At 65.5% G+C, this 14,844-nt stretch carries 14 protein-coding genes; 3 read left to right on the top strand and 11 right to left on the bottom strand.

The window, feature by feature from the left end:
* Position 1: 1 nt before the first annotated feature.
* From ACOOHP_RS13185 to ACOOHP_RS13155, 7 genes are all read right to left on the bottom strand, one after another.
* The gene (locus ACOOHP_RS13185) at positions 2–1,258 is read right to left on the bottom strand and encodes an ABC transporter permease (protein ID WP_420466880.1); all 1,257 of its coding nucleotides are present in this window, start codon (positions 1,256–1,258) and stop codon (positions 2–4) included.
* The gene (locus ACOOHP_RS13180; protein WP_420466879.1) at positions 1,255–1,902 is read right to left on the bottom strand and encodes an ABC transporter ATP-binding protein; all 648 of its coding nucleotides are present in this window, start codon (positions 1,900–1,902) and stop codon (positions 1,255–1,257) included. Before ACOOHP_RS13180 ends, ACOOHP_RS13185 begins: the two co-directional genes overlap by 4 nt.
* Positions 1,903–2,169: 267 nt before the next feature.
* A complete protein-coding gene (locus tag ACOOHP_RS13175) occupies positions 2,170–3,261 on the bottom strand; it encodes a CobW family GTP-binding protein (RefSeq protein WP_420466878.1) in 1,092 nt (363 codons plus the stop codon).
* Positions 3,262–3,271: 10 nt separating this feature from the next.
* Positions 3,272–4,294 (bottom strand): WD40 repeat domain-containing protein, encoded by a 1,023-nt coding sequence (locus ACOOHP_RS13170; RefSeq protein WP_420466877.1) that lies wholly within the window; start codon positions 4,292–4,294, stop codon positions 3,272–3,274.
* The gene (locus tag ACOOHP_RS13165) at positions 4,282–5,628 is read right to left on the bottom strand and encodes a CobW family GTP-binding protein (RefSeq protein WP_420466876.1); all 1,347 of its coding nucleotides are present in this window, start codon (positions 5,626–5,628) and stop codon (positions 4,282–4,284) included. Before ACOOHP_RS13165 ends, ACOOHP_RS13170 begins: the two co-directional genes overlap by 13 nt.
* Positions 5,625–6,434 (bottom strand): nickel permease, encoded by an 810-nt coding sequence (locus ACOOHP_RS13160; RefSeq protein ID WP_420466875.1) that lies wholly within the window; start codon positions 6,432–6,434, stop codon positions 5,625–5,627. Before ACOOHP_RS13160 ends, ACOOHP_RS13165 begins: the two co-directional genes overlap by 4 nt.
* Positions 6,435–6,610: 176 nt before the next feature.
* The gene (locus ACOOHP_RS13155; protein ID WP_420466874.1) at positions 6,611–7,435 is read right to left on the bottom strand and encodes an alpha/beta fold hydrolase; all 825 of its coding nucleotides are present in this window, start codon (positions 7,433–7,435) and stop codon (positions 6,611–6,613) included.
* Positions 7,436–7,518: 83 nt separating this feature from the next.
* Between ACOOHP_RS13155 and ACOOHP_RS13150 the strand changes: the two genes are divergently transcribed.
* From ACOOHP_RS13150 to ACOOHP_RS13140, 3 genes are read left to right on the top strand one after another with little or no spacing between them, the layout of a single operon-like run.
* A complete protein-coding gene (locus tag ACOOHP_RS13150; protein ID WP_420466873.1) occupies positions 7,519–9,726 on the top strand; it encodes a TonB-dependent receptor in 2,208 nt (735 codons plus the stop codon).
* 18 nt (positions 9,727–9,744) lie between these two features.
* The gene (locus ACOOHP_RS13145) at positions 9,745–11,307 is read left to right on the top strand and encodes a PepSY domain-containing protein (RefSeq protein ID WP_420466872.1); all 1,563 of its coding nucleotides are present in this window, start codon (positions 9,745–9,747) and stop codon (positions 11,305–11,307) included.
* A 41-nt stretch (positions 11,308–11,348) separates the two neighbouring features.
* Positions 11,349–11,738 (top strand): nuclear transport factor 2 family protein, encoded by a 390-nt coding sequence (locus ACOOHP_RS13140; RefSeq protein ID WP_420466871.1) that lies wholly within the window; start codon positions 11,349–11,351, stop codon positions 11,736–11,738.
* A 15-nt stretch (positions 11,739–11,753) separates the two neighbouring features.
* Here ACOOHP_RS13140 and folE read toward each other — a convergent pair whose 3' ends face one another.
* The 4 genes from folE to ACOOHP_RS13120 all read right to left on the bottom strand — a co-directional run bounded on the left by folE (position 11,754) and on the right by ACOOHP_RS13120 (position 14,733).
* The gene (folE, locus tag ACOOHP_RS13135; RefSeq protein WP_420466870.1) at positions 11,754–12,353 is read right to left on the bottom strand and encodes a GTP cyclohydrolase I FolE; all 600 of its coding nucleotides are present in this window, start codon (positions 12,351–12,353) and stop codon (positions 11,754–11,756) included.
* A gap of 28 nt (positions 12,354–12,381) precedes the next feature.
* Positions 12,382–12,915, bottom strand: a complete 534-nt coding sequence (gene moaB / locus ACOOHP_RS13130) for a molybdenum cofactor biosynthesis protein B (protein WP_420466989.1) — start codon at positions 12,913–12,915, stop codon at positions 12,382–12,384.
* A 77-nt stretch (positions 12,916–12,992) separates the two neighbouring features.
* Positions 12,993–13,397 carry a MerC domain-containing protein gene (locus ACOOHP_RS13125; RefSeq protein ID WP_420466869.1) on the bottom strand — a complete coding sequence of 135 codons (405 nt, stop codon included), beginning with the start codon at positions 13,395–13,397 and terminating at the stop codon, positions 12,993–12,995.
* 94 nt (positions 13,398–13,491) lie between these two features.
* Positions 13,492–14,733 carry a CobW family GTP-binding protein gene (locus ACOOHP_RS13120; protein ID WP_420466868.1) on the bottom strand — a complete coding sequence of 414 codons (1,242 nt, stop codon included), beginning with the start codon at positions 14,731–14,733 and terminating at the stop codon, positions 13,492–13,494.
* Positions 14,734–14,844: the final 111 nt, after the last annotated feature.

The raw sequence follows: 14,844 nt of genomic DNA, 5'->3' as shown, positions 1-14,844 counted from the left end.
CTCATCCCTGCGCCAGCGTGCGCGCGACGTCGGCGCGATAGGCCTGCCACGCGGGCAGTGCGGATGCCAGCAAGCCCACGATCAGCAGGCCGATCAGCAGCAGGGTTTCGGAACTCAGCCAGACCCAGCCGCTGGCGGAAACGCCGCGCGCCGAATGCAGCCAGCGGCCCAGCAGTTCCATGGCGCCGTGGCCCAGCGCGAAGCCCAGCAAGGCGCCGAGCGCGGCCAGCATCAGGCCTTCCAGCAACAGGCTCAGCAACAGTTCGAAGCGCGTCGCACCCAGGCAGCGCAGCATTGCCAGGTCGAAGCGACGCGCCTTGAGCGCGCCATACAGCGCGGCGAACACCGACAGGCCCGCCGTGAGGATCAGCACCGCGGCAAACGCACGCAGGCCGTCCAGGCCCAGACCGACGAGTTGCAGCAGCCGGCTGAGCTCGAAGGCCGGCGCCGCGGCTTGCAGCCTGGATTCCATGTTGATCTGGCGCGGCAGCGAGGTGGCGGCCAGCGGCGAGGTGTAGCTCAGCAGCATGGCCGTGATCTCGCGGTCGCCGGAGCTGGCTTCTTCGTGCTCGCGGTCCTCGTCGTGATCTTCATGGTGACCCGCGTCGTGATCCTCGCCCTCATGTTCATGCTCGTGGTGCTCCTCCTCATGCAGCTTCCACACGCTGTCCAGCGAGGTCAGGATCAGCCGGTCCAGCACCGTGCCGGTAGGGGCGAGCACGCCGACGACATGGTACGGATGACCCGCATGCTCATGCCCGCCGCCGACCAGGCCATGGGCGCCGGCGAGGATCGAACCGGGCGCCAGCTTGGCCTCGCGCGCGACGGCGGCGCCGGCGACCGCTTCCATCGGCGCGTTCCAGTAGCGGCCATCGCCGAGCTGCGCTTGATAGAGCGCCGCGTAATCGGGCGTGGTACCGACAATTCGAAAGCCCCTGAAGCTGTCGCCCAGCGACAGCGGAATGGCCTTCTCCACTCTCGGGTCGGCGGCCCAGCGATCCGCCTCGGCCTGCGGAATATTCCCGGTGGGGATGTCGGCGTGATACACGCTGGACAGGACGAGCTGCACCGGACTGCCCTTGGCGCCCAGCACCAGATCGATGCCGCGCGCATCGCGCGCCAGCGTGGAGGCGAACTGATCGCCGATCAGCATCAGCAGCACGATGCTCGCCGTACCCAGGCCGAGCAGCAGCACGTTGACTAGCGAGGTCAGCGGCGAGGCGCGCAGGTTGGCGAATGCCAGCTTCGGCAGGTTCATGGTGGGGCCAAGGTCAGTTCGCGGCCGAGCTGACCGCGGATGCGCTGATCGTGCGTGACGACGAGCAGCGCCGCACCGGCCGATGCCGCTTGCGCACGCAGCAGTTCGATCGCCCGTTGCGCGTTGGCCTCATCGAGGCTGGACGTGGGTTCGTCCGCCAGCAGCAGGCGCGGACGATGCACCAGCGCGCGGGCGATGGCCACACGCTGCGCCTGTCCCTGACTGAGCATCGATGGTTTTGCGCGCGCCAGCGCTTCGATACCCAACTCCGTCAGCAGTACCCTTGCGGCGTTGGCATCGCGCGGCACTCGCGCGAGGTGCTGGGCGAGCAGGAGGTTGTCGAGCACGCTCAGTGCTGGCAGCAGGTGGAGACGCTGAAAAATGATGCCGAGATGACGTCCGCGAAAGCGGTCACAAGCGGCGTGATCGAGATCCGCTAGGCGCTGGCCGCAGACCGTGACCGAACCCTGCGTGGGACGCAGCAGCCCGGCGACGAGGTGCAGCAGGGTGGTCTTGCCGCAACCCGACGGCCCCAGCACGGCGCAGGCGTCCCCTGCCTGCAGCGCCAGATCGCCCATCCGCAAGACGACGTGCTCGCCGTAGGCAAATTCGAGCGACGGGATGTCGAGCACCGGCGCGCTCACGATCGGACTCCGTGACAGTAGATTTGGCCGTCCCGCGTTTCGTGACAGCAGCCACCACGACCCATGCGCCCGGCCCAGGGGCCCCGGTACATCAGCGGTCCGTCACCGTCCGGCAGGCTTCCGTCGAAGCTGTCGAAGCGCCGGGGCTGTGGTGCCGGTACCGGGTCCGTATCCGGCGCCGGAGTGGCCCGTGTCGCCGGCTGCTCCGCCGCTGTGGCCTGCGCGCCCGCGGCGATGCCGATGACAACCAGCAGCGCGACGGAGGTTCTAGGCGTCATTGCCGGCTGCTTGGGCCTGCGGCAATCGTGCACGCAGCCAGTCCATGGTCGAGGCCACGACGTCCTGGCCCCAGCCGCGGGTGATGAAGACGATCCGTGTGCGCTGATCGTCGCTGGGCCAGGACGGCAATTGCTGGACGGGATGAAAGGTTTTCTGCACGCCGTGGATTACCGTTGGCACGTCCTGTCCTTTCAGGTTCACCAGCCCCTTCATGCGCAGCAGCGTCGGGCCGCAGAGTGTGCGGACGAAATCCAGCCAACTGTAGAAGCTGCCCGCCGGCAGCGGCTCGTCGAAGATCAGGCTGAACGTCTGAATCTCCTGATCCGCCGGCGTGCGCGTCGCCGCCGCCGGGGCGATCAGTCGGCCCAGTGGCGTTTTCATCGGCGTGAAGCGAATCCGGTCGGCATCGGCGAACAGTGCGCCGAGACCTGCACCCGAAGACGCGCGCCGATGCAGGCCGGCGAACAGTTGACTGGGCTGTGCCGCGCCGGACCTTACGCGCTCGATCACGGCATCCGGATTCATCGTGGCGAGGCGTTGTTCGAGCGCCTGCGCGTCGTCGCTCGCGACGAGATCGGTCTTGGTCACCAGCAAGACATCGGCCCCGGTGATCTGCTGCACGGCAATGTCATGGGTATCCAGCGTCGCCGGCGCATTGAGCGCATCGACCAGGGTGACGACGGTGTCCACCACGAAGCGTTCGGCGAGCTGCGGGTGTTTCAGAAACTGCTGCAGGATCGATCCGGGCTCAGCCAGGCCGGTGGTCTCCACGATCACGCGCTTGAGCGTGAACTGACGTTGCTGCGCGCGCTTGAACAGGCTCATCAGCGCGTCCGCCAACTGGCCGCGCGCAGTACAGCACAGGCAACCGTCGGCGATCAGTTCCATATCGTCCGATGCGGATTCCACCAGGTGATGATCGATTCCGACGCTGCCGTACTCGTTGATGACGACGGCAGTTCCCGTCATTTGCGGATGACGCAGGACGAAGTTCAGCAGCGTGCTCTTGCCGGCACCCAGAAAGCCGGTGAGCAGCACGACGGGGAGCCGGGTTGAGGCGGTGTCGATGTCGACGTTCATAACCGTGTTTTCAGCGATGCGCGGCATACGCGGCGACGCGACCGCTGGCATCCGCAACGTAGACCAGCGGTTTGCGGGGATGCCAGGCGAGCGCGCAGGCCTCGTCCTCTAGCTCGGCGCCGAGGCGCGGCGCGGCCGGCCTGGCGACTTCGGTCAGCATCAGGGTGCCGTCGCGCCCGCTGCTGGCGAGCCAGGCGCCGTCCGCGCTGTACTGGAGGTGGGTGACCAGACCCCAATGGCCATGCAGCATCTCGGGCTGCCGTCCTTCGGGGCCCTTGCCGCTGAATTTCCACAGCGCGATGGACTGATCTCCGCCGCTGGCCAGCGTGTGGCCGTTCCAGGCCAGCGCCATCGGCCTGAACGGCGGCCCCTTGAAGCCGGACATCTGCGAGGACTCGCCGGAGCCCAGCCGCCAGAAGCGGACCTCGTTGTCGCCGGTGCCGCTGGCGAGGATGCGGCCGTCCGGCGAGAAGGCCAGCGACAGCAGCGGCGAGCGGTTGTCGTAACGACGATCGAGCTGTCCGTCCCGAGTGCGCAGCAGGCTCACACCGCCACCGCCACCCACGGCCAGAAAGCCGCCATTGGCCGAAAACGCCAGTGCCCGCACTGGGGAGGCGTGGATATAGCGATGCCGCTCGACGCCGCTCGCGTTACAGAGCACGACGGTGCGGCCGGCCGCCGCCGCCAGGTGCGCGCCGTCCACGGACCAGCCCAGCTGCTCAAGCCAGCGCCCATCGATACGCGTTTCGGCAGCCGATACACCGTCCGCGTTCCACAAGCGCAAGCAACCGTCCTGACCACCGCTCGCCAGAACCCCGGCACCGAATGCCGCGCAGCACAATCCAGACGGGTGCGCGTTCCAGCGGGCTCGCAGCTGTCCGCTCGCAGCGTCCAGGCTCAGCAACTCGCCGCCCAGACCGCCTGCCACCACGCGCGTGCCGTCGCGCGCCACGCACAACGCGACCGGGTGCTCGGCAAGCTGCACCTCCCAGATCGGGGACAGGCCGGCTGCGGTGGAAGTCAAAGCAGACATTGGCGAAAGCCGCTTTCCAGCAGCGCGCGGTCCAGCTTGCGGCCGATGAACACCAGCTGGTTCTCGCGCGGCCCCGGCGGCCATTCGCGTTCGAGTCCGCCATCCACCAGCATGTGTACACCCTGGAACACATAGCGGCGCGAGGCACCGGCGTAGTTGAGGATGCCCTTGCTACGAAAGATATCGTTGCCGTAAGTCCCGAGCAGGGCGCGAAGCCAGGTGCTGAAAATAGAGGGATTGACCACGCCCTCGGCGCGGATACCTACCGAGCCGATGCTGTCGTCGTGGCTGTGACCGGCGGCGTAGGTGTGCTCCAGTAGCGCCGGCAGCGTCTTCCCGGCGGCGTCTTCAAACTGCGCATCGAACTCCTCTGGCAGATGCTGGGTGAACAGCGCATGCAGGCCCAGTTGCGTGGGACGCAGCGGCACGCGCTTGCGACCCGGCAGCGCCAGCAGCAGATTCTGTACTTGGCCCAGGCCGTCCAGTTCCACGCTCTCGTCGCCAGGCGCGAGCTTGTGCGAATACAGGCGCAGCGCCTGCTCGGCGGCCTGCGCAAGCGCCTCCGTTCCTGCTTCGGCGACCGGGACCAAGGCCATCTTCATTGCCGCATCCGGCCCGTCGTTCAGCACGAGGACTTCACCGCTGCGCAAGTCAAAGATGCCGCCCCACTCGAAGGGGTATTCGGGTTCGAGGAACGTCGGCTTCTGCTTGAGCGCCTGCTCCAGGTCGAAGCCGCCGACATCGAGAATCACATCCAGGGGCACCGCTGCATTCTCCGTGCGCAGGACTTTGGCCAGGGCATTCATGCCGCGTACGCGCGCTTCCAGCGCATCGAGTTCTTTCGGGGTGGATAGGTCCGTCTTGTTGATCAGGATGACGTCGCCGAAGGCGATCTGCTGACGGCATTCTTCGGAGTCGTCCAGATGCAGTGCCGCATGCCTGGCGTCCACCAGTGTCACCACGCCATCGAGCGTGAACTGGCGCTTCAGGTCTTCGTCGACGAAGAAGGTCTGCGCCACCGGGCCGGGGTCGGCCATGCCGGTGGTCTCGACGATGATGCGGTCGAACTTGTCGCGGCGTTTGACCAGATTGCCGAGAATGCGGATCAGATCGCCGCGCACGGTGCAGCAGATGCAACCGTTGTTCATCTCGAAGATTTCTTCGTCGGCGTTGATGACCAGTTCGTGATCGATACCGATCTCGCCGAACTCGTTCTCGATGACGGCAATGCGCTGGCCGTGCTGCTCGGTGAGGATGAGGTTGAGCAGCGTGGTCTTACCACTGCCGAGAAAGCCGGTGAGGACGGTGACGGGGATCGGTTCGGGACGGGTCATGGTGCGGATTCCGGAGTGGGTTGCGAGCGGGTTTCACGTAGCGTGGCGATCACGATCAGACCGGCGAGCAGGGCCACCATCGCCACCCCCAACGCCGTGTAGACAGCGTCGGAGAGTTGCAGCGCCGGCGTGAGCCGGCTGAGCAGGGCGTACAGCACCACCGCGTAGGCCATCAGCACGATTACCCAGCCCAGCGCACGGCGTCGGCGGCGCGCCACCTCCGGCCGTGGGTCGCGCAGCAGACGGCATAGGAGGCGCGCGTCCAAGGTGTCCGTCACCAGCATGCCGAGCGTGAAGGTCAGGCCAATGGCCAGCGCGGCCATCACGCCGCCCTGCTGCGTGGCCACGTAGCCCCAGGCGGCGGCTTGGGTGATGGTGTCGAATATCGCGGCGAAGAGCGCTCCGATCAGGAAGATACCGAGCGGGCTGGTGCTACCGCGCAGGGGCGGTGGAATCAGGCGCGTGCGCCAGCCGGCGGGCTGATAGTCGGCGTCGCGCAGCAGCGACCGCAGATTGCCGGTGCCCACCGCGAACAGCAGGGCCACCGGAACCCACTCGGCGATACCGGTGACCGCGGCAGGCAGATCGATGCGCCCGGCACCCAGACTGACCGCCACTGCGATCAGCGTCACCACGAGGCCATGCCCCAGCGCAAACCAGGTGCCGACCCAGGGAGCCATGGAAGGGCGTTGCTGGTGCGCCCGCAAGGTGAGTCCATCAATCAGCGCGATGTGATCCGGATCCAGGCCATGGCGAAGGCCGAGCAGCAGCATCAGAGATATGCCCGAAAGTGACAGTGAGTCCATTGCGCTTGGCGTTGGTAATGTAGATACGTTATACAGTTACATTATTCGGCGTCATTCGCAAGCAGCGAAAAACTCCGAGAAACGCGCACCGAAACGTTCTGGCCGATAGCGGCACCGTCCGAGCCGGCAAGGTATCTGCGAGACCGTCATTGCGGAACCCAACCCCGCGGCAGCAACTACCGGTGAGCCTTTGCGGCTGCTTGCAGGAGCAGGGGTTGACGCGCCAGCCAAGCCTGAACTTGCTGAATCACCCAATGCGGATCATCGAGCGGCAGATCGTGTCCAGCGTCCGCGTGCAGGACAAGAGTTGTGTTCCATGCCTGCGCCATGCGCTGGCTGCAGCGTGGATCGACCAGCCGGTCCCTCACGCCAGCAAGCAACAGCACTGGTGACCTGGGTGCAACAGGTGGCCCATGGAAGCGGGCTGCCGCGATCAACTGGCGTAGTGCATTGGCGCGGCTGACGGGTGCCGCCTCGCGCCAGGCGACCCACTGTTCCAGCAATTGTGCGTTCTCCGCTTGGCGAAAGCTGGTCAAGCGCAGAATGGCGCTTTCAGTCGTGCGCGCATCGGGTGACCCGAACGCCACGCGCAGCAGTGTCGGCCAGGCAGCCGGCCGCATTCTTTGATGAGCAGCGCCGTAGGGACGCATGCTGGTGTTGATGAGCACCGCTGCGGCCAAGTCCGCAGGCTGTGCGACAGCCCAAGCCACGGCCACCATTGCACCAAGTGAATTCGCCAACACGCAGTACGGCGGCGGCACGTTGCGCTCCCGCAATTGCGTCCCACACCAGTGCGCCATTTCCTCTATGGTCTCCAGGCTGCGCTCGGTATGCAAAGCACCGTTGCCCGGAAAATCGAGCGTGACGACGCGGCTATTAACCAGTTGCTGCTCCAAGAGCTGCGGAAATTCACCCCAGTGCCGCTGGTCACGCATGAGGCCGCGCAATAACACCCAAGTCATTGGCATGAGTGATTTCTCGACGTGATCGATCAATTCCACGCAGTGTGGCCTGAGGAGAGATTGTTATGTTATAACATTTACTACATATGAGTATAGAGATTTGTACGTCCATGCATTTGATCATGAGGCTCGCGTCCGCAGCCGCCTTTCTGACTTGCGTCGCAGCCCCGATGGCGATGGGGCAAACACAGAGTGAAGATGGAGCCAACCAGCCCACACAGCTGGAGACCATCGTCGTAGAAGGACGGCTCACCGAGTCCGATAGCCTGTCTCTCGACGAAAACCTCTACACCGGCTCGCGGCTGGGACTGTCAGCGCGTGAATTGCCGGCCAGTGTCTCGGTCGTGACGCACGAGACGATTGAAATTCGCGGTGCGCGCACCGCGCTCGAAGCGATCGAATCGGCGGTCGGCATGAGCGGCGGAACGTCGGTAGGCTCGATTCCGAATTACGCCACGCGCGGCTTCACCGGCAACGACATTACCGTGATGCGCGACGGCATTCGCCAGAACACAGCCTCGCAATCGGCGCGTCCGCTCGACGCGTTTCTGTTTGACCGCATCGAAGTGCTCAAAGGACCGGCTTCCCTGCTGTACGGCGAAGGTGCAGTTGGCGGCGCAGTCAACTATGTATCCAAGCAGGCACCCGACGAACATCAAGGCGAAGCGCAGATCAGCGCGGGTTCCTGGGACAGCTACCGCGCAGCGGTCGGTGCGGGCGGCCAGACCGGCGTGCAGAAACTGTACTTCCGCGCCGACGCCTCGACCTCGCGGCGCGGCGGCTACGTCGAGAACAGCGACTCGCGCTACGACGCGATCGCCGGCGAGCTGCGCTGGCAGTACAACGAAGACACCCGCGTGCGCGTCACGGGCACCGTGCTCGATGACAGCACCAGGAGTTACTACGGCACGCCGCTGGTCTACGACGCGGTGATCGGCCAGGACGGCGTCGAAGCTGTACGCAAGGCCAGCACCGCGACCGACCGCCTGGTCAACGCGCGCATTGCCCCCGGCACACGGCGCCTCAACTACAACAACTGGGACAACTTCGCCGACGGCAGCAACAGCTTCTGGCGGATCATCGGCGAGACGCGGCTGTCGTCGCAGTGGACGCTGCGCAATGAGACCTATGCAGCCACGCAGCGGCTGGATTGGCGCAACACCGAAAGCACGGTGTGGAACCCGACCACGCAGATGGTTGACCGCGCCAGCTTCTTCCTGATCTACCGCGACGATCTGCAGCTCGGCAATCGACTCGACCTGACCTGGAGCGGCACGCTTTTCGGCCGGCCCAACAAATTCCTGATCGGCGGCCTCCATGATCACAACGATCAGGATCGCAACAGCGGCCAGCCGGACGTGCCGGCGTCGCCGACGCCGGCGAGCGTTCCGCTGACCGGTTTCGATCAGGGCTTCGGCCCCTCGGTGCGCGCGATCAAGACCGTCAACATCGTCACCAAGAGCAACGCGGTCTACGTCGAGGACGTGCTTTCGCTGGCCGACACGCTGACACTGGTCGGCGGTCTGCGCTACGACCATATCGAGGTCGAACGCCGCTCGTATCTCGGCGCCGAACCCTACGACAAGCGCTACGAACCGCTGACCGGCCGCATCGGCTCGGTGTGGTCGGTGACGCCGCAGCTCAATCTGTATGTCAGCTACAGCAGGGCGGCGCAGCCGGTCTCGCAGCTGGTCAGTCTGACGGCGGCACAGGACGATTTCAGCCTGCAGAAGGGCCGGCAGTACGAGGCCGGCGCCAAGGCGACGCTGTGGGACGGCCGCGCCAACCTGACCCTCGCGCTGTACGACATCGAGAAGAACGATCTGCTGACCTCGGCGATCGTCGACGGCACGCGCATCAACTCGCAGATCGGCGCGCAGGTCTCGCAGGGCGCCGAGCTGGCGCTGAGCGTCCAGCCGCTGCCGGGCTGGCAGATCGACGCCAACGTCGCGCCGACCTGGACGGCGGAGTTCAGGGACTTCAACGAAAACCTTGGCACCGGCGTGATCGCGCGCGATGGCAACACGCCGCCGAACGTGCCGAAGCTGGTCGCCGGCCTGTACCTGCTGCGGACCTGGCAGGACTGGAGCGCGCAGGCCGGCCTGCGCTATGTCGGCGAGCGCGAGGCCAACAACAACAACGGCATCCAACTCGACGCGTATACCGCCGTCGACGCCGCCGTCACGCGCCGCTGGAACCGCCTGAGCGTCACGCTGCGCGGCCGCAACCTCACCGACGAGCAGTACGCCGAATGGGCGTCCGGCGGCGGCCTGATGGTCCGCCTCGCCGATCCGCGCTCGGCCGAGCTCGGCATGCGGATCGAGTTCTAAACGTCCCGGAACCCGGCGATGCAGCTGAAATGGAAGCGCCCGCTGTACCTGTTACATCGCTGGGCTGGAATCGTGCTGTGCGCGTTCTTCGCGCTGTGGTTCTTCAGCGGCGTATTCATGATGTACGTGGAGTTTCCGCAGCTGACGCGGCAGGAGCGGCTGGCGGGCCTGCCGGCACTGGATTTCCACGCGGCGACGCTGCATCCGGGAGCAGCCGTGGCGCGGCTGCGCGCCGCCGACTTCGACACGGTCGGCAGCCCGTCCCGTAACCAGACGCTGGCTGTCGAGAACGGCGACGCGGCCGTCGAGGTTGGCGCTGTCACGCCGCTGATGCGGCTCGGCCGGCCGCTGTATCGGGTGCAGGCGCACGGCCAGGCGCAACCGCGGGTCGTCGATGCCCGTAGCGGTGCGGTACTGCCACGCGTAGGCGTCGACGAAGCCGGCGCAATCGCCGCTGACTTCGCAGCACGCGCTTATGGCGGTGCACCGCAGCCACGCTATCTGCAGACCTTGCAGACCGATCAGTGGGCGGTGTCGTCCAGCCTCAATGCGCACCGGCCACTGCACCTGTTCGCGCTCGATGACGCGGCCGGCACCGAGCTGTACGTATCTTCGAGCACCGGCGAAGTGGTGCGCGACAGCGTGCGCGTCGAGCGCTGGCTCAATTACCCGGCCGCCGTCACGCATTGGCTATACCCGACGGCGATCCGCCGCTACCCGGATGCCTGGGCGTGGATGGTCGATATCCTCTCCGCCGCCGGCGGCGTGCTGGCCCTGTCCGGCCTCTGGATCGGCCTGCTGCGCTGGAAGCGGCGGCCCAGGCCGGGCAAGTCGTCGATTCCATACAAGGGACTGATGCGCTGGCACCACATTGGCGGGCTGGCGTTCGGAATGGTGACGCTCACCTGGGTGATCAGCGGCCTGTTGTCGATGAACCCGGGCAAGCTCAATCCGCCGCGTTCACCCTCACCGGAGCAGCAACAGGTTTTCAGCGGCAAGCCTCTGACGCCGGGCGACTTCTCCTTGCCGCGCTTCGATGGCGACGTCGTCGAGGCCGAGCCGCTGCACTATTTCGGCCAGCCGCTGTGGCAGCTCACACATCGCGACGGCCGCGTCGAACTGCGCGGCGGCGGCGATGTTCCGCCGACCTTGCCCGATGCCGCGGCGATGCAAGCCCGCGCCGCCTTGCTGCTGCCGGACGCGTCCCTGCAGGACGTACAGATGCTGTCGCGCTACGACGACTATTACTACACGCGCCATCCGGAGCGCGGCTCGCACCCGCTACCGGTGCTGCGTGTGCGCTTCGCCGATGCCGCCGCCACTTGGTTCCACCTGGATCCGGCCCGTGGCCGCATCCTCGATCGCAGCACCCGCATCAACCGCCTCTATCGCTGGCTCTACAACGGCTTGCATTCCTGGGACATCCGCTGGCTTCGGGAGCGGCGGCCCCTATGGGACATCGCGGTCATCAGCTTTTCGTTTGGCGGCTTCGCGCTATCGATGACCGGTGTCGTTATTGGCTGGCGGCGGTTACGCATGGGCGCCCGACGACAGCAATCGTCGCTGCAAAGCACCGGATAGCGGAAAGCTTTCCATCCTCAAAAAGGCTGCCTGACCATCAAATGAAATCAACGACACCGACCGATGCGCTGAACCGCTGGATCGAGACCGCCAACCGCGCCAATGCTGATGCGCTCAGCGGGCTGTACGACCCAAACGCTACCCTGATCCCGACTTTCTCCAACCGCGTGCTGAGTCGGCCCACGGACATTCGCGCCTATTTCGAACAACTCTGCAGCCGTGAGCGGCTGCACGTGACCCTGCACGAAAGAACTGTCAGGGTGCAGATGCACGGTGAGGCCTTGTGCTCGATCCATGGGCTCTACTGCTGGCACTTCGCGGTTGAAGGGGAGCTACTGGCCTTCGAAGCACGCTTCAGCTATCTCATCAATCTCGCCGCGGCCGCTCCGATCCTGCACCATCACTCCTCGCAGATTCCGCGGATGCTGTAGAAGCAGGGGACCTCATCAACCCGAAAGCCCCATCATCCCGAACACTTCGCGTCGGCTGGCAGCGTCGTCACGGAAGACGCCGAGCAGGCGGCTGGTCACCATGCTGACGCCCGCATCGCGGATGCCGCGTGTGGTCATGCACTGGTGAGCGGCCTCAATCACCACAGCGACACCGCGTGGTTGCATCACGCGCTGCAAGGTGTCGGCGATCTCTGCCGTCAGCTTTTCCTGTATCTGCAAGCGCCGCGCATAGACTTCAACCAAGCGCGCGATCTTGCTGATGCCGACCACTCGCCGGTCCGGAAGGTAGGCCACATGCGCGCGTCCCAGTATCGGCACGATGTGGTGTTCGCAGTGGGACTCCACACGGATATTGCGCAGGCACACGATCTCGTCGTAACCCCCGGCGTCCTCGAACGTCGGCGACAGCAGCGCATCCGGGTCCTGTGCATAGCCCTCGAAGAACTCCTCGTATGCACGCACCATGCGCGCGGGTGTGTCGATGAGCCCCTCGCGCGCGGGGTCGTCACCCGCCCAACGGATCAGCGTGCGCGCGGCCTCTTCGGCCTGCTCACGGTTGGGGCGGCCTACGGTTTTCGGATGGGGGGCGTTCATGAGATCTCTTGAATGAGGATTGTGGATGTCAGCGCCGCTGTTCCTGAAGACGCGGCATCAGCTCGACCAGATTGCAGGGCAGGTGCCGAGCGTCGAGCTGGAAGCGCAGGATGTCGTCCCAGCCATCCTTGACCGCGCCGGTAGAGCCCGGCAGCGCAAACAGGTAGGTGCCCCCGGCGACGCCGCCAACGGCGCGTGACTGGATGGTGCTGGTGCCGATCTTCTGATAGCTCAGCAGACGAAACAGCTCGCCAAATCCGATGATCTCCTTATCGATCACGCGGACGAATGCCTCTGGCGTAACATCGCGCCCGGTCAGGCCGGTACCGCCGGTCGAGATGACTACGTCGATTTCGGTGTCAGCGATCCATTCCCTGAGCACGGATTCGATGAGATCAGCATCGTCGGCGACGACACGCCGTTCCGCCAGCCGATGGCCGGCCGCGACGATGCGGTCGGCCAGAGTCTGTCCGGAACAGTCGTCGGCGAGACTGCGCGTGTCAGATACGGTGAGAATGGCGACGTTGACTGGAACGAACGCCAGAGATTCATCGATGGGCATGGAGATCTCTTGGTCACATTTCATGCGGTGGCTACCGCGTGGCATGGTCGCACTAAAGTTTGTTTGAAGGCCCGTTTTCAAGCTGCCGGATGGCACCGATCGAGCGCGCGCAGGTTCAGCAGATGGCTGATCGTCAGCGCCACGCTACCCATGACGGTCAATGCGGTTTCGAGCCAGGGCCGCGGCAATGCGGTCCCTGCCAGAGCCGCGCAGCTGAGTAGTCCGAGCGCCGCCAGGCCCAGCAGCAGCACACGCCGGTCGTGGTGTCGGCGCCAACCGCTCGCCAGCGCAAGCAGGCTGATGGGCACGATTGTCAGCAGCAGCCCGCGGTGAACCCAGGTTTCGTTTCCGCCCAGCCAAGCCAGCCACGGCAGCAGGGCGGCCATGATCGGCAGGAACAAACAATGCACCAGGCAGAGCCCGGAGAGCAGGATGGCGCCGCGATCGCCGAGCGCTGCTGCTGGTTGTGAAATCGCGCTCACGATTCAATGTCCACCGCACCGACGCGCCAATCCGGATCGCGGAGCGCCGCGGCGGCACCATCGGCCTTGCCGAGTTTCCCTGCGCGCAGCATGATCAGCCTACCGACTGGGAAGTTTCGTCAGTGCTTGCCATCCGCCATTCTGGGAAGGGATCGGGCAGCTCGCCCCAGCGCTCGTGCCCGAGAGCCAGTTCATGCTCGTCGAGCAGGCAGGCGTCGAGCCGCTGGCGCATTGCGACCTCGTCCATACCGATGCCGATGAACACCAGTTCCTGGCGGCGATCGCCATAGGTGGGGTCCCAGACCCGGCGCAGCCGCTCCATCGTCGCCCGAGGCGCCTTGTCCGCCAGCGGGCTGGCCCACCACAGGCCGGTCGCTCCGTGTTGCAGGGTTCCGCCGGCCTGCGACAGGTTGGCGACGAAATCAGGCCGGCTGGCGATCCAGAACCAGCCCTTGGAGCGGATGACGTTTTCCCAGCTGGAGTTGAACAGCGCATGCAGGCGCTGCGGGTGGAAGGGCCGGCGCTCGCGATAGACGAAGCTGCTGATCCCGTATTCCTCCGTCTCCGGCGTGTGCTCGCCGGCCAGTTCCCGGGCCCAGCGCGGATTGCGCTCGGCCCGCTCCGGATCGAAGCGCGCGGTGCCGAGCACCTCGCTCATCGCCACACGCCCGTGATTGGCCAGCACGAGATGTGCGCCGGGGTTGAGGCCCTTGACCACGGCCAGCACATCGCGGCGCTGCTCGTCGTCCACGTCCGAAATCTTGTTGATGACGATGGTGTCGGCGAACTCGATCTGGTCGACCAGCAGATCGACGACGTTGCGCTCGTCGTCTTCGCCCAAGGATTGCTGACGGTCATGCAGGAAATCCGTGCTGCAGAAATCCCGCAGCAGGTTCACGGCGTCCACGACCGTTACCATCGAATCGAGTCGCGTGATGTCCGATAGCGAGAAGCCCGCCTCGTCACGCACCGCAAAGGTGGCGGCAACGGGCATCGGTTCGGAGATGCCGGTCGATTCGATCAGCAGATGATCGAATCGTCCTTCGCCGGCCAGCACCGTCACTTCCTTGAGCAGGTCGTCGCGCAGCGTGCAGCAGATGCAGCCGCTGGAGAACTCGACCAGCTTTTCTTCCGTGCGCGAGAGGCGCGCCTGTCCATCGACCAGCGCGGCATCGATATTGACCTCGCTCATGTCGTTGACGATTACGGCTACGCGCAGCCCCTCCCGGTTCGACAGGACATGGTTGAGCAGCGTGGTCTTGCCGGCACCGAGGTAGCCGGACAGGACGGTGACGGGAAGTTTCCGATTTAACTCTGCGGGGTCGGTATAGGACATGGTCGTCTGTGTTGGAGGATCAGCACGCTCGGCACGCAATCCGGACGTGGATGAGAGGGTCTTGAGCAACTTCACCGGCGCGCCGAAGCCGCCGACAGCGATCAGCGCGGC

Source organism: Panacagrimonas sp., assembly GCF_965216805.1.
In the GTDB taxonomy this organism is placed as follows: Bacteria; Pseudomonadota; Gammaproteobacteria; order Nevskiales; family Nevskiaceae; genus Panacagrimonas.
Note: the sequence above shows the minus strand (reverse complement) of the source record. Positions and strands in the feature narration are given on the sequence as shown.